At 50.5% G+C, this 23,801-nt stretch carries 13 protein-coding genes; all 13 read left to right on the top strand.

Features of this window, described 5'->3' with window-relative positions; genetic code table 11:
- Positions 1 to 43: 43 nt before the first annotated feature.
- The 13 genes from HQN88_RS16700 (at position 44) to HQN88_RS16640 (ending at position 23,782) form a co-directional block, all read left to right on the top strand.
- Positions 44 to 4,564, top strand: a complete 4,521-nt coding sequence (locus HQN88_RS16700; RefSeq protein WP_173114250.1) for a CBM96 family carbohydrate-binding protein — start codon at positions 44 to 46, stop codon at positions 4,562 to 4,564.
- A gap of 135 nt (positions 4,565 to 4,699) precedes the next feature.
- Positions 4,700 to 6,499 carry a cache domain-containing sensor histidine kinase gene (locus HQN88_RS16695; RefSeq protein ID WP_173114247.1) on the top strand — a complete coding sequence of 600 codons (1,800 nt, stop codon included), beginning with the start codon at positions 4,700 to 4,702 and terminating at the stop codon, positions 6,497 to 6,499.
- Positions 6,477 to 7,934, top strand: coding sequence for a response regulator (locus HQN88_RS16690; RefSeq protein WP_173114244.1), 1,458 nt, complete (start codon positions 6,477 to 6,479; stop codon positions 7,932 to 7,934). The genes HQN88_RS16695 and HQN88_RS16690 overlap by 23 nt, the downstream gene beginning before the upstream one ends.
- A 96-nt stretch (positions 7,935 to 8,030) precedes the next feature.
- A complete protein-coding gene (locus tag HQN88_RS16685; RefSeq protein ID WP_173114241.1) occupies positions 8,031 to 9,380 on the top strand; it encodes an ABC transporter substrate-binding protein in 1,350 nt (449 codons plus the stop codon).
- Positions 9,381 to 9,455: 75 nt separating this feature from the next.
- Positions 9,456 to 10,334 (top strand): carbohydrate ABC transporter permease, encoded by an 879-nt coding sequence (locus HQN88_RS16680; protein ID WP_173114238.1) that lies wholly within the window; start codon positions 9,456 to 9,458, stop codon positions 10,332 to 10,334.
- Positions 10,335 to 10,353: 19 nt separating this feature from the next.
- Positions 10,354 to 11,202 carry a carbohydrate ABC transporter permease gene (locus HQN88_RS16675; protein ID WP_173114236.1) on the top strand — a complete coding sequence of 283 codons (849 nt, stop codon included), beginning with the start codon at positions 10,354 to 10,356 and terminating at the stop codon, positions 11,200 to 11,202.
- A gap of 11 nt (positions 11,203 to 11,213) precedes the next feature.
- Positions 11,214 to 11,423: a Gfo/Idh/MocA family oxidoreductase gene (locus tag HQN88_RS37335; RefSeq protein ID WP_173114714.1), complete on the top strand. Its 210-nt coding sequence runs from the start codon at positions 11,214 to 11,216 to the stop codon at positions 11,421 to 11,423.
- A 333-nt stretch (positions 11,424 to 11,756) separates the two neighbouring features.
- Positions 11,757 to 16,358 (top strand): fibronectin type III domain-containing protein, encoded by a 4,602-nt coding sequence (locus HQN88_RS16665; RefSeq protein WP_173114233.1) that lies wholly within the window; start codon positions 11,757 to 11,759, stop codon positions 16,356 to 16,358.
- Positions 16,359 to 16,490: 132 nt separating this feature from the next.
- Positions 16,491 to 17,543 (top strand): glycoside hydrolase family 88/105 protein, encoded by a 1,053-nt coding sequence (locus HQN88_RS16660; RefSeq protein ID WP_173114229.1) that lies wholly within the window; start codon positions 16,491 to 16,493, stop codon positions 17,541 to 17,543.
- A gap of 186 nt (positions 17,544 to 17,729) precedes the next feature.
- Positions 17,730 to 20,045 (top strand): helix-turn-helix domain-containing protein, encoded by a 2,316-nt coding sequence (locus HQN88_RS16655; protein WP_173114226.1) that lies wholly within the window; start codon positions 17,730 to 17,732, stop codon positions 20,043 to 20,045.
- Between the two features lie 222 nt (positions 20,046 to 20,267).
- Entirely contained in the window at positions 20,268 to 21,248 is a 981-nt protein-coding gene (locus HQN88_RS16650; protein WP_246320283.1) for an ABC transporter permease, read from the top strand.
- A gap of 18 nt (positions 21,249 to 21,266) precedes the next feature.
- Complete coding sequence (locus HQN88_RS16645) at positions 21,267 to 22,142, top strand: carbohydrate ABC transporter permease (protein WP_173114223.1); 876 nt, start codon at positions 21,267 to 21,269, stop codon at positions 22,140 to 22,142.
- Positions 22,143 to 22,216: 74 nt separating this feature from the next.
- Positions 22,217 to 23,782: an extracellular solute-binding protein gene (locus HQN88_RS16640; RefSeq protein WP_173114220.1), complete on the top strand. Its 1,566-nt coding sequence runs from the start codon at positions 22,217 to 22,219 to the stop codon at positions 23,780 to 23,782.
- The last annotated feature ends 19 nt before the right edge of the window (positions 23,783 to 23,801 follow it).

The following is a 23,801-nucleotide window of genomic DNA, read 5'->3' as shown; positions in this document are numbered from 1 at the left end:
TTGGATTGAAATGAAATTAGCAACGCATAAGGGGGAATCACACATGTTAGGGAGCTTTAAGCCTATTAATAAGAAGATCTGGTTGTACGGACTATTTCTTACAACATTGTTTCTCTTCAGTATGTTCGCTCAAAAGGCATCCGCCGGAGTCGTCGAAACAGTACTGATTGACAATGGGACTCCCGGCTATGTCGAGTCCTCTGTTGGAGCTTGGGCGGATTCCGGTTATCTGGGTTATAACGGTTCCACAACCCGCTATACAAGCGAATTTTGGAACATGGGCGCTTATGTAAAATGGACGCCAACGCTTACCGTCAGCGGCGACTATATCGTCTCCATCTACAGTATTCGAGACGTGGGTACCGATCCAAATGCAAAGGCCGAAATCGTTCATGCAGGGGGAACGGATACGCAATATTTGAACTGGACGGCCGGTTCGAACGGTTGGCAAGTACTGGGAACGTATCACTTCGATTCAGGTTCAGCTGGTTTCGTCAAGCTGAGTCGTGGAACTACGAACACTAAGCTACGGGGGGATGCTGTTAAGTTCGAACGTCTGTCAGATGATACGAGCTTGACTCCCTCGGCAGACGTCTATGTAAGAGGCGGTACGGATGTGAACAACAATTTTGCAACCGCTTCCGAACTGCAAGTGAAGAAAGATACGGCGGAATTTACCCGGGAGTCTTATCTGAAGTTCAATCTTGAATCGGTTTCAAACCAACCAATTGGTTCTGCAAAACTTTATTTCTATGCGGCGGTTACGGATCCGGCAGGAACGGATATCGACTTGAAGCTGTATGGATCACTGGACGAGAGTTGGCAGGAAAATACGGTAACGTGGAACACTTATCGGCCTACTCCTTACGACTATCTCCAGACAGCCTCTATTCACTCGGCCAGTCAAGAGTATCAATGGTACTCCCTAGACGTGACTTCTTATGTGCGTGCGCAGATCGCAAGCGGACATTCAGCCAATTTCGTTCTGCTCGAAGATGTAGCGAAGGGGCTGCTTGTTCGTATCAAGAGCAAGGAGAGTCCGGCCAATAAACCCTATCTTCTAATTGACAAGAAGGTGCCTGATTTGGCTGCTCCGACTTGGCCTACGTCAAGCATACTGACTACAGATTCGAGCGGGGACGAGACAGCCGTTACGCTGAGTTGGACGGCAGCGCAGGATAGTACTAGCATTACGGGCTATAACATCTATCAAGAAGGTAAGCTTATCGGTACCGTTGACGGTCAAACCTTCACCTATCCTGTAACTGGCTTAACCATGAATACGAAATATACATTCAAGGTCGAGGCTGTCAACGCTGCAAGTAAAATCAGCGTGGATGGACCTTACCGAACCACGAGGACTGGTGCGGTGCGGCTTGAACAGCAAAAGCTTGGCAATGTGTTCCTTGATAACGAAAATGCTCGCTTTAAATTCGTGACTGACCGTCAGACGCTGGTGTGGCAGGTTAGTGACCTCAATGGAAAGTTAGTAAAGGAAGGCACCATGTCCAATTCTGGCACGGAGGCAATGCTCAGTTTCCCTATGTCACATAAGGGGTACTTTGTTCTCCGAACAACCCTAGAATCGCCGGGACGTACGCCAGTTGAGCTCAAGACAACCTTTGCCGTGTTGGCTCCGTACGATTGGTTGCAAGTGCAGGACTCGCCATTCGGTGTGAATACGCATCTGTCGAGCGTACTCGTTGGCTGGTCGCCGCTCTTGGCTGATTTAGCCCGCGAAGCTGGTGCAAAGTCGGTTCGAGATGGATTTTACTGGGGGACGGTTGAATCAGTTCCGGGTCAATATCAATTTAATCAAGACTATCGGGATAAAATGATTCGTCTTGGTCAGAATCAAGTCCAGATGATTGGCGCGCTCGGACTGAACAATCCGCTCTATGACCAGAACAGCACACCGTATACGGACGAAGGGCGTACGGCATTTGCCAACTATGCGCTGAAAACGATTGAAGAATATGGATCGCAAACGCCTTGGGTGGAAGTTTGGAACGAATACAATCTAGCTGGCTATGGCGACCGAGGTAACGGACCTGCTGATTCTAAGCCGGAATACTACTACTTAATGCTGAAGAAAACGTATGAAACGATCAAGCCTGTGTATCCAAACGTAACGATCGTGGGACCTGCAGCGGCAAATGTCCCTCTAGACTGGTTTGAGGAATTTTTCAAACTTGGCGGTTTGCAGTATCTGGATGCCATTTCTATCCATCCGTATACGCAACCAAGCCCGCCAGAAGTTATGGTTCAACAGCTTGAGGGTTTAAAAACCTTGATACGCAAATATAACAATGGACAATTAATTCCGATTTACTCAACAGAATTCGGCTGGTCAACGCAGGAAGGTGGGAATACAGAGAAGCAAGAGGCTGACTATCTCGTCAGGGGCTATGTGCTTCAGCTAGCGTCAGGAATCGAGAAAATATATATGTATGATTTGATGAACGATGGAATTGAAACAGCTAACAATGAGCATAACTTCGGCATGATTCGTAACTTGAAAGACCCGCTAGGTGCGTACACACCAAAGCCGGCTTATGCGGCTTACGCTGCTATGACGAGGCAATTGACGGGTTGGCAGTTCGATAGTAAAGACTCAACGGGATCGAACCTGTACAGTTATCTTTTCAAACAAGATCAATCGAAAACCCGTGTCGTTTGGGCGACACGCGACACGCTTGCGGCGATCGCTGCGGATGGCCCTCTTCAAGTAACGGATATGATGGGGAATACGGAGACGTTTGTTCCTTACCAGGGCTACGTATATGTGACGATTACAGACGAACCGCTCTATATTAAAGGGAACGTGTCCGGAATTAGTGAGGCTCCTGATTTTCAAATAACGGGAGAGGATGGCATCCTAGGAGACCCCGTTTCGATGATGCTACATGTTCAGTACGGAGGGAGTTCGGCGATCTCCGCAACGTTCTCTATGGAAGGTATCAGCGCTTCCGTACAAGCATCTCCTGGACAAAATGTGAGTGTACCACTTACCATTCCCGGATCTAATCAAATTGGTGATCGCAAGGTAACCGGATATTTAGAAGCAGGCGGAGTGAAGTTCGGTAAAATTAAAGGACATGTTCAGACGGTTTACGCGAGTCAAGCCGCTTTCTATCCTTACGTCGATCCGGAGTCAGGGCAGAAATCGCTTAGATTTGAATTGACCAACCGTTCGATTACGCATGCTGCTGAGTTTAACCGAATTGACTGGCAATTTGGGGGACAATCAGGGATTGCCGAGTTGAATCTATCGCTTGCACCTGGCACTTCCCAAACGTACAGTATCCAGCTAAGCGAAGGGACGCAACTAGGCGTTTCGTATGCTGCAAACGTAAAGGTCACGATGGCTGGCAGAGAGCCATACAAGTACCAAGGGAAGCTTGATTTCAATGTCATTCCTGCCGCAGTCAGTATCGTAGATGGTGTAATTGATGCGCCTGCCGCATCTCCAACAGCCGATCTCGCGAACGGAGTGGTACAAATGACCGGGTACACGGGCGTGAACGATCTGAGCGGAAAAGTTTGGCTCAATTATGATCAGGATAATTTGTATATATCTGCGCAGGTGACGGACAACGTGTTTGCCTACCCGGCATCTGACCAGAACATTTGGCAAAATGATAATATCCAATTTGCAATCGCGCCAGGATTGCCAGGTTCGAGTACACAATGGTTTGAGTACGGCATTTCGCAAACGGGCTCTGGTCCGCAAATTTACCGCTGGATTGCGCCGAATGGCTTTCTCACCGGTGATAGGACGGGAAGTGGAGAACTGACCATAACGCGGGATGAAATAGGCAAACGAACTGTCTATGAACTGGCCCTTCCCTGGTCGGAAATATCGCCAGTCAAAGAACCTGGAAGCAACGGCATGAGTCTCTCACTGCTGGTCAATGACAACGATGGATCTGGCCGAAAAGGGTATATTGAATGGGGCTCCGGGATTGGCTCGTCCAAAGATCCAAGTAAATTTAGATCGGTTCAATGGGGGCTTGCATCGGAAGCTTCCGTTACTCTTGCGACCTATGGCGCATCTGCATCTGTCATGCAGGGGGACACACTCGACTTAAGTGTCGGCATCACAAAAGCAGATGCTATATCACAAGCCGCACTCACAATCAACTACGATGCAAGCCGTTATACTTATGTCAGCTTGGAGCCAGCATCGAACGGAGTGACGGCAACTCAAACAACAAGCCAAGACGGCCAAATTACAATTCATACAAGTCTTAACAATTCCGAACTCATGAACGAAGATATGAGCTTATTCAAGCTTCGTTTTACTGTGAGGAATGATGCGCCTGTGGGTAGTACAGATTTCACGGTAATCCATGCGACGGCAGAATATCCTAGTGGACTTAAGCAAGTGATGTCGACGGTAACAACTTCTGTTTATGTCGAGAATTCAAATGAATCACAGTTCGCAGGCTTAAGTGTTGGGAAGCAGCAATTGCATGGTCTAGCATCGAAGGAAATGGCAAATGGAACTTCTATTCATCTAAAAGCTGTAAGCCTTTGGACTGCAATATTAAGAAGAAAATAACACGCCCACTTGCCTGCCGGCTCCCGGCAGGCAAGTGGTGCATCTCCGCTAGATCTTTCTGTACAGCTCTATTTTCCCATGCTACGATGAAGCCAACCTTTGAATGGAAACGGAAAGAAAAGGAGGCAGTTTACGATGAGCAAATGGCAAAAGAAATGGCCAGCATGGTTTCCTCTAACTTTAAAATATCGCCTCATTGTTACGTTCGTAGCGTTGCTGCTCCTTCCCTTGTGTCTTGCTGTCTACTCGTTATTTCGAAACTTCGAGTCAATTCGTCAGGATGATTTGACAGGCCGTATGTCCGAACGGATGCAGCAGGTACATACTTCTTTAACAGATATGATGGCATTCGCATATAAGACACACACCATGCTTAGCCAGGATGAGGGTCTAATTAAGGTAATGGATACGCCGGAGAACTACGATCCTATTGAGCGAAAGCGCTTAATTGAGAGCAAAATGTCAGGCATTAATAACAGCTTCTTTTTTCACCAGACGGAACTTTTTTTCAAGCTAATCGATCACGAGGGAAATGTGTACACATCGTATTCCCCCAATGGTCAGTTAACCAACTCGATTGACGAGTTTCAAAGATGGAAGAGCAGATTGGAGCGTTCGCCCCAGTCCTATGAGTGGGTGGCAAGTGACCCGAGTGACATCTACAATAACCGTGACAGTAAACTTTTAAGTTTATATATCCTGCTGCAGGATCAACGCCGTGGAAATTATGGGTTAGCAAGAATCAGCATTGATGCACAGGAATGGTTCGACAGTACGGTGAAAAATATTGCCGCAAACCAAGAAATTACTGTGTTCACCGGCAAAGGTGAGTCCGTTCTACGGAGCAGCGGTGCCAGCATCGGCAGTAACATCATTGAGCAGGTGATAAAAGAGGCACAACGCTCCGGATCTTATCGGGATGCTTCGACCGCATCGCTTGTCACCTACAGTTACCTGGATAAGCTGGATTGGTATGTCGTTAGCCGGATATCACTCGATGATTTATGGTCGGAGTTGACCCGGCTTCGCATCCGTTTTTTCCTGATTCTCGCCCTGCTGGTCGTCGTTTTCGTTGCGGTTATCTTCTTGATTGCATCGCGCGTAACACGTCCACTCTCCGCTTTGCAGAAGAAAATGGAAGAAGCGTCTGAGAAGAAGCTGAATGTAAGACTCGATATCAAGATGAGTCAAACGAGAGAAATTGCTTCGCTGGGCTCTAGCTTTAATCGGATGATAAATGACATTGGAGCGCTAATTCAGCGTTTGAAAGAGGAGGAACGGCAGAAGCAAGCCGTCCGGTTCCAAATGCTTCTCACGCAGATGAATCCTCATTTTCTGCTCAATACACTAAATATGTTGAAGTGGATGGCGCGCAAGGAAAAACAAGCCCCAATCGTCGACATTTGCATCGCACTTGGCGGGTTGCTGGAGGCAAGCCTCAATTCGGAGCTTGAGTTGCTGCCTCTTCATGAAGAAATTGGGCTGCTGAAAGCCTATGAATCCATTCAAAAATTACGCTACCAGAGTAGGTTTACAATGCTTTACGAGGTGGATGAATCGGTTACTTATGCACTTGTTCCAAAGCTTAGCTTGCAGCCACTTGTGGAAAATGCGATTGTCCATGGCTTCGATTCGGAGGAGCAGATAGGGACAATCATCATACGCGCTAAGGCAGAAAACGGAAAACTTATACTTGAAGTAGAAGATAACGGAATTGGTTTGGAAGAAGCGTCCAAGAAGCGTAAGCGGAGGAGTCGCGAAGGCATCGGCATCAGTAATGTGAAGGAAAGACTCCAGCTTTTATACAAGGAAGATGCAATCTTGGAATTTGTCCCTATTGCGAGCGGGACGCTTGCAAGAATGACAACGGCTTTATTGGTATCGACGCCATTTACTGAGGGAGGGGACAATCATGTGGACAGTCTACCTAGTTGAAGATGAAGTATTCGTACGTCAGGCAATTCGCGAGATTCTAGCGTGGGAGAAGCACGGGTTTCACGTTGTTGGAGAAGCCGGGACAGGTAAGGATGCACTCGCCGATATTTGCAAGCTTAAGCCTGATGTCGTCATCTGCGATATTGTAATGCCCGGCATGGACGGTATCGAGCTGCTCAGACAGGTTCGGGAGGATGGGATACCGAGTCGCTTTCTTATGCTGACTGCAATGAGCGATTTCAATTATGCCCGAGATGCGCTGCAGTACGGCGCCACCAACTATTTGCTAAAGTTATCGCTTAGCGACGATATTTTATTAGATAACCTCTCCCGGATCAAGGGGGAGCTTCTGAACGAGCTGCAGCGTAAGGGCGAAACGCTATATCAGCTGTATTATCAATCTTGGGCGGAAAAGTGGAGACATGGAGGCATGTCCGAGCCGCCAGGAAAACCCATTGCGATGCCTGATGTCATTCATTCGCTTTATCTTACCGTCTATACGGTTTTAAACGGCGCAGAGACTATAACATGGGAGCAGCTTGTTACAATGGGAATCGCCACAAGCGAAGCATATTTGTTGATTCATCCGTTTACGGAAGCAGGGGAGACTGCATTTTTTTGCTGGAGTATGAGGGAAGATAAGGGACCTTTGACTACTTTGAAAATGGGGGAATATCCAATTGCGGTAGTAAAGGGAGGAAGTCTTTCTACGCTGGCGCACCAATGGGGACTATCCCTTAAGCAGTTGGACCAGTTCTGGTACGGGGAAGCTATTAGTCAAGGGAGTGGTTCCTATCTTGCTGAGCGTGAATTGGAAGCGGAGTTTCTGCTCTGTTTCGAAGAGCGGCATGAGACGAAGTGCATCGAGCTTATGGATGCGATCTGGCGAGGGATGGCTATTGCCGGATGTAGCCACATTGAAGTCAAGCAGGTTGCTATTCGCCTTGCAGAGATGATCGTGATACTTGCAAGAGGCCGTGAAATGCCGAAGGAGCTAGTACTTGGAGAGCGTAGCCATCATGAGTTGCTGCAAGTAATGAAACATTGGGTTACAGCATGTATTCGGAAGATGAATGAAGAAGAAGGGCTTTACACCGATCATCCAGACGTCAATAGGGTAATCCGGTATATGCTTGAGCATTTTCGGGAAAATATCTCGGTTAAAGATTTGGCAAAGCTGGCTTCCATGAACGTGGATTACTTGAGTACACTGTTCCGAAGAAAGACGGGACAGACGCCGGTCTCCTTCCTTCAGAACATTCGAATTGGTCACGCGAAGCAGTTGCTGCATTACTCGGAGTGGAGTGTGGCGGAAATATCCGCCCAGACTGGATTTACCGACGATGCCTATTTTATCAAGCTATTTAAACGTGAAGTCGGACAAACACCAAGCGCCTACCGAAAGGCGAAGGTGATCTCGGATTTGTCATATTAACTCGTAAGTTTTGACTCTTAGAAGGAAACGAGTCCGCTGATATAGTGTGAATAGAGGAAGTTGATTGAGTCCTATTATTCACAAGGAGGTTCAAGCATGAAAAGAAAAAATTCAATTTATGTGGGCGCGATTACCTTATTTACGGTTGCATCCGTGCTGATTACCGGCTGCAGCAGCCAAACGGAGAAGAGCTTACAAACACCTTCGACGAGCCCAACGGGTTCAGCGACCACGGCTCCCAAAAAGGATCCAGTGAAGCTTACCATGTGGGGAGCCGTGCCAGCAGAAAGCGGTCCCCAGACTGCAGTTGATAACTGGAACAAACTGCATCCGGAGATTCAAGTTGAGTATGTACGCTTTGTAAATGACGATGCGGGAAACCTAAAGTTGGATACGGCACTCGTTTCCGGACAACAGGTAGACATGTACATGAATTACGCCTTTAATACGTTGGAGAAAAGGGTCATGGCTGGGAACGCGCTGGATCTGAGTTCTTTCAAAGACTATAACATCGATGACAAGATGGGTTCAGGTGCCGCTATTTGGAAAAAAGACGGTAAATACTATGGTGTACCTACCAAAAAAGGCCTTTCCTTCGTCTGGTTGAACAAGGACATGTTAGATGCAAAGGGGCTTCCGGTACCGACCAATTGGAGCCTGGACGATATGAGGGATTATGCGAACAAGTTGAAAGGTGACAAAGTATGGGGGGTTGCGGAGAGCGATTATTACTTTACAGTGCCTATCAACGGATCGCTTTTGAAACAAAGCCTGCTGATGACGAAGCCGGACAACACCTCGGCGTTCGATAATCCGTTTACGCTAAAGACACTCCAAGTATACTCGGATATGATGTTCAAAGATAAGAGCATAATGCCACATACGGAGCAAATTACATCAAAGCCGGCACTGGATCAAATGTTCGTGAAAGGCGAGACGGCGATGCTGTTCTCGACGGAACAGATTTTCCGGACAACCAATAATCTCAAAGATTTCCCGCGGAAGTTCAAGGTAGCCGCTGCTCCAGCGCCTTCGGTTACCAAGGATCAAACGGACTACATGTACAACGGTGGTTTGGGCGACGTACTGACGATCAATTCGAAGTCGAAATATAAAGATGAAGCCTGGCAGTTCATCAAATGGTATGCGGACGAGGGCATGCTCCCCTTAGCCAAGGGTGGACGTGTACCTTCATCAAAGGATTTCAAAGCGGATCAAGCCGTTAAGGCGATGTTCGAAGGCGTGGAAGACACCTACGATCTTGAATCGGTGAAACGGGTGATGTTTGGTAGTCTTCCTCTATCTTTGACGCAGCTTGACGCAAAGACTTCCTCGGACTTCCAACCGGTGTACGATAAAGTGTTCACACAGAAAATAACACCAGAAGAAGGTTCTAAGGAACTCGCACGCATTCACAATGACAACTTAAAAGCAGCGAAAAAATAATTGAAGATAGGGATAGGGGAAGTTAGGGGCATGCTCCGGGCTTCCCTTTTCTATTCCTTGAAAGGCGGTGATCTTATGAGTTGGATGAAACGGCAGCGCATGCTGGGGTACGTTTTCATTGCTCCAAACGTAATTGGGATGACAGTGTTTCTTCTTATTCCGGCTTTATTCTCGTTCTATTTAATGTTTACGGATTGGGTATTCTCCAGCGGCAAGGGACCACAGTTTGTTGGCTTAGACAACTTTCGCAGGATGGTAAAGGAAGAATTGTTTTGGATCTCTGTCAAAAATACAATGCTGGTCTTGCTTCCCGTACCTGTCGCAGTGTGTATTGGCTTTCTGATTGCGATCATGCTTAACAATCGGGTGTATTTGAGCAAGACGCTGCGAGCGTTCTTCTTCGCTCCTTACTTTACGAGCGGCATCGCGATCGCTTTCGTTTGGATGGTGCTCTTCCAGCCGAGCGATGGGCCGATTAATGCGTTCCTACACTCACTTGGTGTCACGAATGTGCCCCGTTGGTTCTCTTCGCCAGACTCAGCTATGGTTGCCGTGCTCATTATGTTAACCGTAGGTGGTATCGGCTACAATATGATCATTTATTTGGCGGCGCTGCAAGATATTTCGACGGAGCTGCTGGAGGCAGCCCGGATGGATGGTGCAAGGGCAAATCATATGGTCTTCAAGATCATTCTGCCGCTTGTTAGTCCGACCACATTCTTTTTACTTATTACTGGATTTGTAGGTGCTGTTAAAGGATTTGGCATGATCTACGCGATCACACAAGGCGGGCCGGCTAACAGCACAACGGTGTTCTCGATCTATGCCTATAAGAAAGCATTTAGTTTCTATGAAATGGGCTTTGCATCAACGATATCATGGACGATGTTTCTGCTCATTTTACTCATTTCACTCCTCCAATGGTGGGGACAGAAAAGATGGGTTCACTATTAATTAAAGAGGGAGCATGCTCATGAATGCAAGTGTTAGCCGGACACTCCGAAATCGAGTTGCTAAGGGACTAAACACCATCATAATGGCCTTTCTAAGCCTGTTGTTACTATCACCGATGTTGTGGATGATCAGCACCTCGTTCAAGAAGCCGAAGGATGTCTTCACCTACCCGATTCAATGGATTCCGCTGAATCCTGTCATGACGAACCACATAAAGGTGTGGACGACAGGCGATGGATTTCTCATGTTTTATCTAAATTCACTCAAAATTTCCGTTACGCTTATGATACTTGCACCTCTTTTGGCAGCTCTGGCGGCTTACGGATTCAGCAAAATTGAGTTTAGGGGTCGAAACCAAATCTTTTTCCTCTATTTATGTCTTATGATGATTCCACAGCAGGTACTGTTTGTCCCTAAATTTATCATGTTTGATTGGATGCATATCTATAACACTCACTGGGCTTTGATTCTGCCAGGCTTGTTTTCCGTATTTGGGGTATTCATGATTCGCCAGTTTTTTCTCACGATCCCGCAGGAAATCTCCGAAGCGGCTTTTATCGACGGAGCGGGGCACATCTTGATCTTTACCCGGATGTTCTTGCCACTTTCAAAGCCGGTGCTGGCTACGTTCGCGATTATAGATTTTACTTGGAATTGGAACGATTATGAGAATGCGCTAATCTTCTTAATCGACAAAAAGCTGTATACAGTGCCCATCGGCATGCAGAATTTCATGTTGGAGGCTGGCGTCGATTACAACTTGATGATGGCGGCAGCGACTGCAGGGGTAGTACCGCTCTTGATTGTTTTTTTCTTAGGGCAGAAGTACATCATTCAAGGATTTTCCAGTTCGGCAGTGAAGGGATGAATACCTATTAAATATGTATTTCGTTTATAGAAGAGAAGTCAGCAAACCTTGAGTTTGCACCTAATCACCTTCATTTTGAAATAAATAAACAAACGTTACTGCATGGGAAGCATCTACTTTCGGAAAAACCTTTAACTCTTTCAAGTGAGGAAGCTAAAGAACTTTATGAATTATCACAAGAAAAGGGGCTAAGGCCTTGCCATTCATGCATTATTGTATAAGACGAAACGTTAAGGAGAGGCGAAAGCCTCTCTTTGTGTTTATATATAGCCCTCAACAAGAAGAGTAGATACGAGCAAAACATGCAGATAGCATAAAATCACAGCGCAGAGATCATGTCGATTCGAACAACAAGCTACGATTTACGTTATGTTGAAGCGGCGTTCAAAGGTAGCCGAATTTTTGATGATATATTTGCGATAGGCATCTCCCGTAGAATAGGCTTGCCTGCATTCGGCTGGATACATGCAACAATTGGAGGGGCGCTAAGTGGACTTGCGCCAGGAATCAGGCGAACTCATTTGTACAGTTTAAAAAGGAGGAGATCGTTGGAAATGACTTTGAACCCGAGAATGAAGAAGTGGAGTTGGTTTGTTTATTTACTGATCTTATCGCTTGTCTTTGGCGGTATGACGTTTGGGCCGCAGGCGGCTCGCGCATCCGCCGCTTCCTTTGTGGGCACGGATACAACGACGAAAGGCAATTGGGTGGGGACGTACGGCAGTGAAGGCTACTTACTCCCTTATTACGCCACGACGGTTACGAGCGGCAGAGATAATCCGCTCGCCACCGACGTTGTGCAACTGCCACCATATGTGAGCGCTTACACAAAAGCGGGATCCAACTATTGGGTTTCCGGCAATCAGGCCGATCCGCGTGGTTTGCAATCCCCGGACGGCAGTACGCGCAAACGGTTTACCGTGTACACGTACAACACGATGTCTGTTTCATTTACGCTGTCTGATAGCGAAACGCATCAATTCTCTGTATATACGACCGATTTTGGCACGACGGAGTCCGTTCAGATGGGGTTCGAATTGCGCGACGCCGCTGGATCTGTGCTCGATTCACAGACCGTTGCGACAATTAACGGCGGCAAATATGTGACGTATCTCGTGCAGGGCAGCTTCAAGCTGGTCGTGACATTGCAAGCGGGTTCGCAAGCGCCGGCCCAAGGCTTTTTCTTCGATGCGCCGGCGATACCGGATACGGCAGCGCCAGTATGGCCGACCGGCAGCGCATTAACCGCATCGCAGGAGATGGCGAACGGGGTTCATCTGGCCTGGAATGCCGCAATGGACAATGAGCGCGTGACCCAGTACCGTATCTACCGCGACGGTACGCAGCTTGCAACTGTAGGTAGTAGTGTCTATGCCTACGATGTGACTGGCCTTGCGCCGGAGACAGGGTACACGTTCCGCGTACAAGCCGGTGACGCAGCGGGTAACTGGAGCGAGGATGGACCAACCTCAACGGCCATGACTATAGCCGTTCCGACTTATTATTTGGGGCAGGATACGGTAACCAAGGGGAACTGGATCGGTACCTATGGCAGTGACGGCTACATCCTGCCGTTTTTTACAGCAACGTCCGCATCCGGCAAGGACGCGACGACGCCGGCGCATATCGCCAGCCTTCCTTCGTATGTGAGTGCCTATACGCTCGGAGGCAGCAACGGTTACAATGTCGTGCAGAATCCATCCACTGACGTGCGTGCACTCCGGATGCCAGATGGCAGCATTCGCAAAATGATTACGGTCTACACGTACAGTACGCTGACGCATTCGTTTACGCTGACGGACAACACCCCCCATCAGGTGAGCTTCTACACGACGGACTTCGGGTCGACCGAAGTGAATGTCGAGAAGTTTGAACTGCTGGACGCCAGCGGCAATGTGCTGGATGTGCAGACGGTGGATACGATCAATGGCGGCAAGTACGTCTCTTATCTGGTGAGAGGCAGCTTCAAGCTGCGGTTTACGAAACTTGCCGGTACGCAAGCGAATGTGGAAGGAATCTTCTTCGATACGCCGATTGCGCCGACCGTGTCGGATCTGCAAGCCGTAAATACAGGCACGCGTCAGGTGGCTTTGTCGTGGACGGCTGCCGGAAGCGACGAGGCGATTCTCCTGCGCAAAAAGCAGGGCGATGCCGATTTTGCCCGCATTGCTACGATTAGTTCAGGCACGGATGCCTATACCGACTCCAATCTGGAGCCGGGCGCCCTTTATCAATATGGCATTCGCAGCATTCGCCAATTCCGCTATTCGGACATTGCAGCGCGAGCATCGGTTGAGATTCCCGCTTACGAGACGACAAGCCTGATTTTTGAAGACGCATCGCTCGTCGTCGATCATCCGAACGAAACCGTGCAGCTTCGCGCCGTATTGAAGGACAGTGCAGGTGCTCCGCTTGTTGGCCAGACGGTTGCCTTTGAAATGGAAGGCGAACATGTCGGCACGTATATCGACAGCGACGTTGGTTCCCGTGTAACGGATGCCAATGGTGAAATCACAGTCAATTATACGCCGTTGTATGCGGGTTCTTATACGATCAAGGCTGTTTTTGCCGTCGACGATGCTCAGTTGTTGACGGGGAGCACGGACGCGATTCCGCTGATCGTTCAAGTAGAAGCTTGGGAACAGCCGCCCGTCGTGCTGCGGTTGTCTGATGCGGTTGCTCCCGGCACGCTGTTTACCATCTCTGGCTACGGCATAACCGCATCCGCCGTTGAAGTTGCCATCGACGATTATGCGGAGCTTGGCGCCAGTGCGCCGTCCGCCGGTGCTCGCATGCTGGATGTCGTGCAGACGGACGATCAGGGTGCTTTCGTCGTATCGCGCTTGCCGGCAGATATGAGCCCGGTAGCCTATGCTGTATGGGTTCGCAATGAGTACGGCTGGAGCGAAGCGAAGCCGCTGAACGATCCGCGACCGCTGTTTATTTCGGAGAGGGAAGCGTTTGACGGACAGCGGATCAAGCTGGTCGGTCGCAATTTTGACGCGCGGGAATTCGGCGGTGTGGCAGCCGATACGGCGGTCAGGCTGAAGAGTGTTGCCGGCAGCGTGTACGAAATGCCGATCGATCAGCTGAACCCATTCGCGGTCACGTTTGTTATTGACGAGGCCCCGCCGCAAGCGTATTGGGTCGAGGTGCGCAATCACACAGACGGCAATTGGGTGCGGCTGGATAACGGCCAGCTCCTGACCGTGACGGAAGCGGGCGACGATCCGCTCGATCTTGGTGTGGGCTGGGCGAAGAATTTTCGTTGGAGCGACGTGTACGATGTGACGGATTTCGGCGCTACGGCCGACGGCACAACCGATGACACTGCTTCGGTACAAAGCGCTGTCGATCAGGCGAATGAGGATGGCGGTGGCGTCGTATGGTTCCCGAACGGAACTTACCGGGTATCAACGATACGGCTTCCTGCTGGCGTCGTGCTGCTGGGTGAAAGCCAGGCGAATACGGTTCTCGCCTACGCCGGCACCAGTACGGGTACGCTGATCGTTTCTTCTGGCGATGGCCAAACCGTTGGTCGGGCAGGGGTGGCACGTATGACACTGGGTGTATTCACTCCATCGGTATATCCGGATTTCTTCATTTGGCTTGGGCATGCGTGGGGGACTGCAGTGACAGACAATTCGCTTCGCACCGCGAGTGAACTGTTCGTTGCGGAGGTTGCCATTGATACGCCCTTGGAGGCGATGACGGGTAAAGCGAGTGCTGTCGGCATCATTGCCGACGAGCATGTGGCTTTTGTCCGCAATGATTTCAAAGGCCGGGCAGCGAGTATTGTGACAGGCTATGTCAACGCCTATGCCCAAGTGCGCGACAATACGTTTGAATATGCAAGCGGAGCAACGCACATGCTGGCCCGCTATGTGATCGATGAGAACAACCACTTGATCGGGCATCCGGCGGACGGCATAGACATCCATGGCTTCAACGTCAAATCGGATTACTATGTGGGGGGTAACATCATAGAAGGGATCAGCACGGGGGAACGAGATAACACCGATGGCGAGATCGTATTAAATGAATCGCCAAGCGGCACGTTCAATTATGGTGAAGTATTGGGGGCAGGGAGCACGGAGCTGACCGTAGCACCAATCGCTCCGCTCAGTGTCGGAGCAACGGTGAGCGGCAACGTCTACAGCTATCCGCATCGTTACGGCCAATTGGCGGTTGTCATCCTGAGCGGCCGGGGCATCGGGCAAGTGCGCGATGTGACACAAGTGATCGGGAATACGATGTCGGTGTCAGCGCCATGGGCTATTGTACCTGATCGGACGAGTAAATTTACTTTCGTTATTCCAAACGCCAGGGGGACGGTGTACCGCAATACCGGCATGGACGGCGGCGGCCCGATTTCCTTATACGGCAACTCTTTTGACAACGTTGTGGCTGACAATGTGCTGATCAATATGGGCGGAGCCGTTACATATGGCTTCAATTCGGAGGCGCAGCGCCGATTAAACAATACGTATTTTACACGTTTCGATAACAATACGCTGATCGATTCCCTGCCAGGTACAGGCTTCGGACTAGGGGTGCAAGCCGATAATACGGCGTATGCGGTTGAAGCTTTCGGCAGCGAATTCCGCAATAACCGACTGGTGGCTGATCAGAATGCCGACGCTTCAGGCTTCTTCGTCCGAGCAGTGAAAGGCAGTACGTTCGATGTGCCGGCCGTTAGAAATACCATTGTTGAGAATAACAAGTTTGTCAATTTAAAAACAGGGATTTCGCTGACGAAAGCGATTTACGGCCAGGTGCTGAGCGGCAACAGCTTCACGAACGTCATGGCGCCGGTCGTGGACGCAGGCTCTCTCAACACTGTCACAACGACTAATGCGTATGCGGATGTCAGGGCGCCTTACTGGCAGGGAGGTAGCGGCGGACTGTCCGTTACTGATGTGACATCCACGGAAGCGCAATTGACTTGGCCGTCGGCTGTCGATACGTCGGGTATGTCGGTATCGTACCGCATCTATGTAAACGGTGTGCTCCATGAGACGGTATCGAACGCTACCATGTGCACGTTTGACGACTTGCTGCCGGGAACAGCTTACGCGTTTCAAGTGGAAGCTGTCGATGCAGCAGGTAACGCTGCCCGCGACAGGCTGACTGCTTCAATCGTAACGCTTCCATGATCTTGAGCCTTCCCTCGGAATTTTATTTCGGGGGAAGACTGCGTTTGTGACGCTCCAAAAAAATGACCATTGAAATGAAATCGGGATTGGCTTACGGTTGGAGCCGGACATAAGACTGAAGGAGGAGTAGACATGTCGCGGAGTTTGGCTGCAATAATCGGGCAGGTCTCGCAAGCGACGAGACGGATGCCGATGGCGGAATGGAATTGGAGCGAAGGCGTGGCGCTGTACGGTTTGGTTTCGTTATGGAAGACGAATCAAGACGAAGCGCTGCTGCAATATTTGAAAACGTGGATTGACGATCAATTAACGCAAGGACGCGTCTTCGAAACGGTTAATGCGACAGCGCCGTGCTTTTCGCTGATCGAGCTATATGTCGCTTCGGGCGAACCGCGTTACGCGGATATGATCAAATCGAGAACCAATTTTCTGCTGCATAGGGCGGAGCGGCTTGATAACGGTGCGTTCGAGCATACGCTTGTGGAAACGAACTTCGGCGGGCAGATGTGGGTGGATACATTGTTCATGGCCGGTCTGTTTTTGGTTAAGGCGGGGCTATTGTTCGAAGATCGGGCGGCAGTCGAGGAAGGACTCCACCAATATTTCCTGCATGTGCGTCATTTGCAGCAGGCGAACGGTTTGTATTATCACGGATGGGACGAGCGCAAGAATGGACCGATAGGCTGCCTGTGGGCGCGTGGCAACGCGTGGGCTGCCATTGTGTCGGCGGAACTGCTTGTGCTGCTTCCGGAAACGGAGCCTGCGCGGAAGGAAATTAAGGAGATTTTGGCACGGCAATTGGCCGGCTTGTCTCACTATCAGGACATGTCCGGTTTGTGGACGACGGTGATCGATGATCCGAATACGTATTTGGAAACGTCCGCCGCCGCCGGCATTGCGTATGCCGTGAAGCGGGCGCTGCGCTTCGGCAATGTGGACGAAGCTTATGCGGCGATGGCCGACCGCGCTGCGCGTGCTGCGCTTGCGCATGTGGACTGGGAAGGCGTATTCCGAGGCGTATCCGCCGGCACAGGGGTGCAGAAGCATGCTGGAGAGTACCATGTCATTGCGCAGAATCGGGCAGAAGGTTACGGCCAAGGTTTACTGTTGATGCTGTTGGCGGCAATGTTGGCTGAAAGCAGCGGTTCGTTGGAAGACGGGAATTCGGCCCATCCCGCCGTGTAGATGAAGCGTAAAGCCGCCCGCAAATGGAAATCGGCAAAGAGCCCAGGACCTCTTGGGCTCTTTGCTACGCCGTTTTTTGGTGCGGGAGAACGGTTCCGAAAAGATGAAGATGCCGATGAAAACCGATCTTTGCTATAATAAAGCCGCACAGACCATTCAGATGGAACGAAGAGCGGTGATAAGAGTATGAACCTTTTTCGCAAACTGATTCAACAACGTCAAATCGCTTTACTTTTGCTTCTTTCGATCGTACCTGTAATCGGTTTCGGGACATTCAGCTATTACACGAGCCTTCGCCTGATCGAGGCGGAAGTGAAGCGTACGTCCGATGTAGCGATTGCTCAGATGAAGGAGCAAGTGGACCAATTGCTTCGGCAAATTGAGGAAGTGACGGGACAATTCTCGCTGCAGGCGGGGATGCTTCAATTTGTCAAAATCCAGGAAGCCCCTGCGCTCGGTACGCTGCAGGCGGTCAACGACATCAGACGCGACCTGGTCAACTTTACGTCTTCGATCCATGCGGTCGACTCGGTTTATCTCTATCATCGTAAGCAGAAGCTTGTTCTGACGTCCAATACGCTGTTCGACTTGGAAAGCTTCACAGATACATCATGGATGCCGACTTTACAGCAAGCTGCGACAGAACGCAAATCGAAGTTGTGGATTACGCCTAGAGCTATGGGGCGCGAAGCAGGCAAAAGCGCGGAGGCGCTCACCTACGTGTTACCGCTTCCATACTTCTACGAGGAGCCCGACGCAGCGCTCATCGTCAACATCAAAACCAGCGTCATCACCGAGATGATCCGCTCCTTTCCGTTCGACAGCCGTGGCGGCCTGCTCGTCATGTCAGAGGCGGGGCAGATGATTGTGCAGGCTGGCCAGTTGAGGCTGGAGAATCCTGACTCAATTGGAGCTATGCTGACAGCCGGCGTTGCGCCGGAAGAGAGCCGGCCGGTTAAACTGGATACGGAAGCCGGAATAATGTACGTGACGACCGAACGCTCGTCGGCATACGGCTTCTTATATGCCATGCTGATCCCTGCGGATGCGGCTTCACACAATGCACAGTTGCTTAAAATATGGATTGTTGCCGCAACGGCTGCACTGTCACTGCTATCCTTATTTGTCGCGTATTTCAATGTACGGCGATTTCAAAGCGGTTTGCGGAGGATCTTTCTGACGCTGCGCGGCAAGGGAGAAGCGAACGCGGAGGATGAGCCGGAGCCGTTCGACTCCGACTATGCAGAGGGCTTCGCCCGGATCGAGAACGGCATTGCAGCGTTGCTCAAGGAAATGGGAGACGTACGTTCGCAATGGAGCAGCCAGCTGCCGGTGTTGCGCGACCATTTCCTCATGTCCGCGCTGCTTGGCAATAAAGCGGGCATGGACCCGTGGCTGCGGCAGAAACCAGCCGAGATGGAGCTCTTTCCAGACCCGATGTTTAGCGTGCTCGTAGCGGAGATGGATGAGACTGGCGAGACCTCACGCTTTAGCAGCGGCGAGGATACACGACTGTTCCTATTCGCCGTGGCGAATATCAGCCAGGAATTGCTTCGGGACAAGTTTGCGACGGAAACCGTCATTTCCCGTCAGCACGTGGCCGTCATTCTAAACATGCCGCAACATGAAGCTGATCGTGAAACAGTCCGAGCGGCGGAGTCGATTCGCTATGCGGTTTCGTCGTACCTGAAGCAGACGGTGACAATTGCTGTCGGCAGATCGATTACCGATTTCCGCGAGCTGTCCAGCTCGTATCAAGACGCACTATATGCGCTGCAGGAAAATTGGCCGAAGGTGGGCAATGAGGTAGTTCGAGGGGGGAGAGAGCTGGAGACGGCGGTTTCCGTGCCGTATCCGGCTGAATGCGAAAGTGCACTGCTCGCAGCAATTCGCGAAGGTGACCGCGGTCAGGCTGTACAGGAGCTGAATACCTTCTTCGACGGACTTAGCGGCAGCCGACTTCCATTTGCGTTGATCAAAACGTATGCGATGCAACTACTGGTTTCTGTCATCCGGCTGCTGCAGGAGTACGACCCTGACTTAACCCAGACGTTTCCCGGTCGGAGCCTTTACGCGGAATTTGCCCAGTTAAATGGCTCCCTTGCCATGTGCGACTGGTTCAGCGAAACCGTCCTTAGGCCGGGGATCGACTTCTTGAATGGGTTGAAGCGTCTGCGTATGGAAACCATTATGGAACGGACGAAGAAACTAATTGAGGAACGGTACGCACAGGACTTGTCGCTTCAGCTTGCTGCCGATCAACTTGGCCTCTCCCCTTCATATTTGAGTGAGCTGATTAAGCAACACTGGGGAGAAACATTCATTACATATGTTACTCGATTCCGAATTGACAAAGCGAAATCACTGCTGCTCAAAACGGAGCTGAACATCGCCGACATTGCCGCCGAGATCGGTTATGGCAATGCCACGCATCTCATACGAGTATTCAAAAAATCGGAAGGAATGACGCCGGGCGAATATCGCCTGCGGAGCCGTTCCTAATTGCGCGAAATGCGCCGCAGCCCCCACGGCTGCGGCGCATTTTCTTTTTCCAGGGCCACGAAAATGTGACGATTGCGTTGATATCGGAAGCAGCCGTAAGCTGATGTCATCGGCAACACGATGGCCCCATGCGGCGAGCTTCGGAGTAACTATCCGCAACCGCATTTGCGGGCTGTCCGATATAAGACAACGCAGGTCATGCACGAAGGAGGAACGAGCGTCATGCAAAAAGGAGGATCGAACAAAATGGAAATTCGGCGCGCGATTCCGGGGACCGCCAGTCCAGGAAAGGCAGGCAGATGGCAGGGGCAATGGCGCGTTTACAAGCAGCACCGAGCATTGATTGCGATGCTGCTGCCCGGGCTGGCGTTATTTCTATTATTCAGCTATGTGCCGCTGTACGGTATTGTTATCGCGTTTAAGCACTTTCAGATTACAGAGGGCATTCTTGGCAGCCCTTGGGCTGGTTGGGAGAATTTCGAACGCTTGTTCAAGGGAAACGGCTTTGTGAACGCATTGCGTCATTCGGTGCTGATTGCTTTTCTGAAAATGGTGTTTGTGTTTCCAGCGCCGATTGTACTTGCCTTGCTGCTAAATGAGCTTCGGTTAACCTGGTTTAGGCGGACAATTCAGACGGTGACATATTTACCGCATTTTTTCTCGTGGGTTGTACTCGCCGGTATTCTATTTCCGTTTCTTGGCAGTGACGGCGGATTCAACAAACTGCTTAGCCTATTCGGCATTTCGGAGCAGTTGTGGCTGCTTGAGCCTGACTATTTTTACGGCACCATTGTACTAACGGACATCTGGCAATCCGCAGGTTGGGGGTCGATTGTCTACTTTGCAGTATTGGCTTCCATTGATCCAAGTCTCTACGAGGCCGCTATTGCCGACGGGGCAAGCCGCTGGCGGCGCATCTGGCATATTAGCCTGCCGTCGCTCGCACCGACTGTCATCATTATGTACTTGCTATCAATCGGTCATTTCTTGTCTGTTGGCTTTGACCAAATTTACAACCTGATGACGCCGCCTACCTCGAGTGTTGGGGAAATCCTCGATACTTACGTGCTGCGTCGACTACTCACGATGGACTACGAGCTTGGCACTGCAGCGGGGTTATTTAATTCGACGGTAGGACTGACCTTGGTGCTTGTCGCCAATGCGGTCGTGAAGCTGTACGACAAGGAGCGGGGACTATGGTAGCGGAAAGGGGTGGAGAGTGTGAAAACAACTTGGGGCGAGCGAACGTTTGACGGGCTGAATGCCCTCTTCTTGACGATTTTCGGATTGACGACGCTGTATCCGCTGCTTTATATCATTACGCTTTCGTTCAGCACACCGGCAGATGCGATGGCGATGAAATTTTACTGGTTTCCGCTGCATCCGACACTGATGTCGTACGAAAAGGTGCTGGCGCATCCCGACTTGGTGTCGGCTTACGTCAACACGCTGATTCGCACAGGTGTCGGCATCGCGATTTCGCTGACCATGACAGCGATGATTGCGTATCCGTTGTCCCGGCGCACGTTCCCGCATCGGAAGCTGATTATGAAGTTGTTCGTCTTCAGCATGCTTTTTAGTGGAGGTACGATTCCGATGTTTTTGCTGGTGAAAAATCTCGGCTTGCTCAATACCCTGTGGGCGCTTGTACTGCCCGGAGCGGTATCGGCGTTCAATATGATTGTGATGCGCAATTTCTTCGAGGGGATCCCAGCTGAGATTATTGAGTCAGCGCGTATCGATGGTGCATCGGAAATGCGGGTACTGCTGCGCATTGTGCTGCCGCTGTCGGTGCCAGTGATGGCCGTCATGGCGCTCTGGGTCGGCGTCGCTCACTGGAACCACTGGTTCGATGCGCTGATTTACACCCAGGACAACCGATGGCAAGTACTGCAGCTATTCTTGCGCAGAACCGTGGTTGATGCAACGGTGTCTCTGACACCGGGCGAGGACATTAATCGGCTTCGCGAGGAATATACACCGGAATCGCTCAAGGCGGCTACAATCGTGGCTGTGACACTTCCGATTTTGTTTCTGTATCCGTTCATCCAGCGGTATTTCGTCAAAGGCATCATGCTCGGTTCGGTGAAAGGATAGGCGTAGAGGCCTTGCACAACGGAACTGACATGCCGATATATAACCATAACCAGATCTATACAGGAGGTTACGAGATGTTTGCAAAAAGAGGGGTAAAAGGATGGGCGGCGTTGGTTGCAGTCTGCTCGCTGACGCTTACGGCATGCTCGAATGGAGGGGGAACAAACGAATCCACAGCTTCGCCGAGCGCGGGAACAGCAGCACCAACCAAGCCGATAGAAATTAAATGGATGGTGCCTTCGGCAGATTTGACTCCCAATTCTCGAACCATTCAGGTGCTGCAGGAGAAATTCAACGTCAAAATCAACTATTATTCAATTCCACAGGCCGACTATGTGCAGAAGCAGCAAATTCTGCTTACTTCGGGCGACGTGCCTGATGTTATGTTCATCTACGATCCGAATCAATTGTTCAAATATGCAAGCCAGGGCTTGATCGCCGAGATGCCGGTGAAATCGATCGAGCAGTATGCGCCAAAAACGAAAGCTGTGTTGGATAGCTTTGCGAAGCAGGGCTGGTTCTATTCGAATCTTAACGGTAAAAATTACGGCTTGCCAACCACGTACTACACGGGTCAGTTCAATGCGAAGCAAGGCTGGCGAATGGACCTGCTGAAGAAGGCGGGGGTAGACAAGATTCCGGAAACGATTGACGAAATGACGGCTGCTTTCGCCAAGCTGAAACAAATCGGCGTCTACGGCATGTCGACCAATGGAAACTCCTATTATTTTCAGTTCTGGTCCATTTTCGGCGCTTACGGCGTCATGCCGACGCAGTGGATGTTGAAGGACGGCAAGGTGGTCAATGGTGCGGTTGTTTCAGAAGCGAAAGAAGCGCTGACCTTGCTGGCGAACTGGTACGCAAAGGGCTACATCGATCCGGAATTCGTTACCGGCAAAGATTTGGACAAGAAGCTGATTGAAGGCAAGGTTGCCTATACCCACAGTACGTCAATGGCTGCGTTCGACGCGAGCAACCCCCAATCTGCGCTCTCCTCGATGAGAAAAATTGCGCCAGATGCAGATTTCCAAGTGGCTCCACTTCCGAAAGGCCCCCAAGGCAAGCAAGGCGGATGGGCATGGGGCACGGCGGGCAGTGTCTTCGCCTTCGGCAAGCAGATGGAACAGCAGCCGGAGAAAGTCAAGAAAGTGCTTGAAGTTATGGAAGCGATGCGTAATGACGAGCAGGTGTTCCTGGATGCCGGTGTAGGTGTCAAAGGCACACAGTGGGATTACAACACGCCTTCCGACCCGCAGAGTGGCATCAAGTTCCTGCCTCCTTACGATGACGTCGCCAAGCTTGCGACTGAGGGGCTGAAGAACAACTTCGACACGCTGTTTGCCGGCGGTCCTGCTCCAGTAATTTTCGAGAAAGCACTTGGGAAATCGAGTGTTGAGCTGCTGAACAAGTATAACAAGCCGGTGTGGGACATCTTTGGTAAATCCGATGTACTTCCATCATCAGGAAAATATTGGGCTGATTTGACGAAGCTGAAGCTGGACGTCTACGCCCAGATCATAAGGGGCGACAAGCCTTTATCGTATTTCGACGACTTCGTCAAGCAGTGGAACGACATGGGCGGCGCGCAGTTGGAGAAGGAAGCGAATGAGTTATATAAATCGGTTCTAGGCAGCAAATAAGAAATAGCAATAACGGCGG

This window comes from Paenibacillus qinlingensis, from assembly GCF_013204845.1.
Taxonomy (GTDB): Bacteria; Bacillota; Bacilli; order Paenibacillales; family NBRC-103111; genus Paenibacillus_E; species Paenibacillus_E qinlingensis.
This window is presented reverse-complemented; position numbering and strand designations above follow the sequence as displayed.

Coding starts and splice junctions, on each gene's coding strand:
- HQN88_RS16700 (WP_173114250.1), top strand. CDS start 44: ATGTTAGGGAGCTTTAAGCCTATTAATAAGAAGATCTGGTTGTACGGA.
- HQN88_RS16695 (WP_173114247.1), top strand. CDS start 4,700: ATGAGCAAATGGCAAAAGAAATGGCCAGCATGGTTTCCTCTAACTTTA.
- HQN88_RS16690 (WP_173114244.1), top strand. CDS start 6,477: ATGTGGACAGTCTACCTAGTTGAAGATGAAGTATTCGTACGTCAGGCA.
- HQN88_RS16685 (WP_173114241.1), top strand. CDS start 8,031: ATGAAAAGAAAAAATTCAATTTATGTGGGCGCGATTACCTTATTTACG.
- HQN88_RS16680 (WP_173114238.1), top strand. CDS start 9,456: ATGAGTTGGATGAAACGGCAGCGCATGCTGGGGTACGTTTTCATTGCT.
- HQN88_RS16675 (WP_173114236.1), top strand. CDS start 10,354: ATGAATGCAAGTGTTAGCCGGACACTCCGAAATCGAGTTGCTAAGGGA.
- HQN88_RS16665 (WP_173114233.1), top strand. CDS start 11,757: ATGACTTTGAACCCGAGAATGAAGAAGTGGAGTTGGTTTGTTTATTTA.
- HQN88_RS16660 (WP_173114229.1), top strand. CDS start 16,491: ATGTCGCGGAGTTTGGCTGCAATAATCGGGCAGGTCTCGCAAGCGACG.
- HQN88_RS16655 (WP_173114226.1), top strand. CDS start 17,730: ATGAACCTTTTTCGCAAACTGATTCAACAACGTCAAATCGCTTTACTT.
- HQN88_RS16650 (WP_246320283.1), top strand. CDS start 20,268: ATGCAAAAAGGAGGATCGAACAAAATGGAAATTCGGCGCGCGATTCCG.
- HQN88_RS16640 (WP_173114220.1), top strand. CDS start 22,217: ATGTTTGCAAAAAGAGGGGTAAAAGGATGGGCGGCGTTGGTTGCAGTC.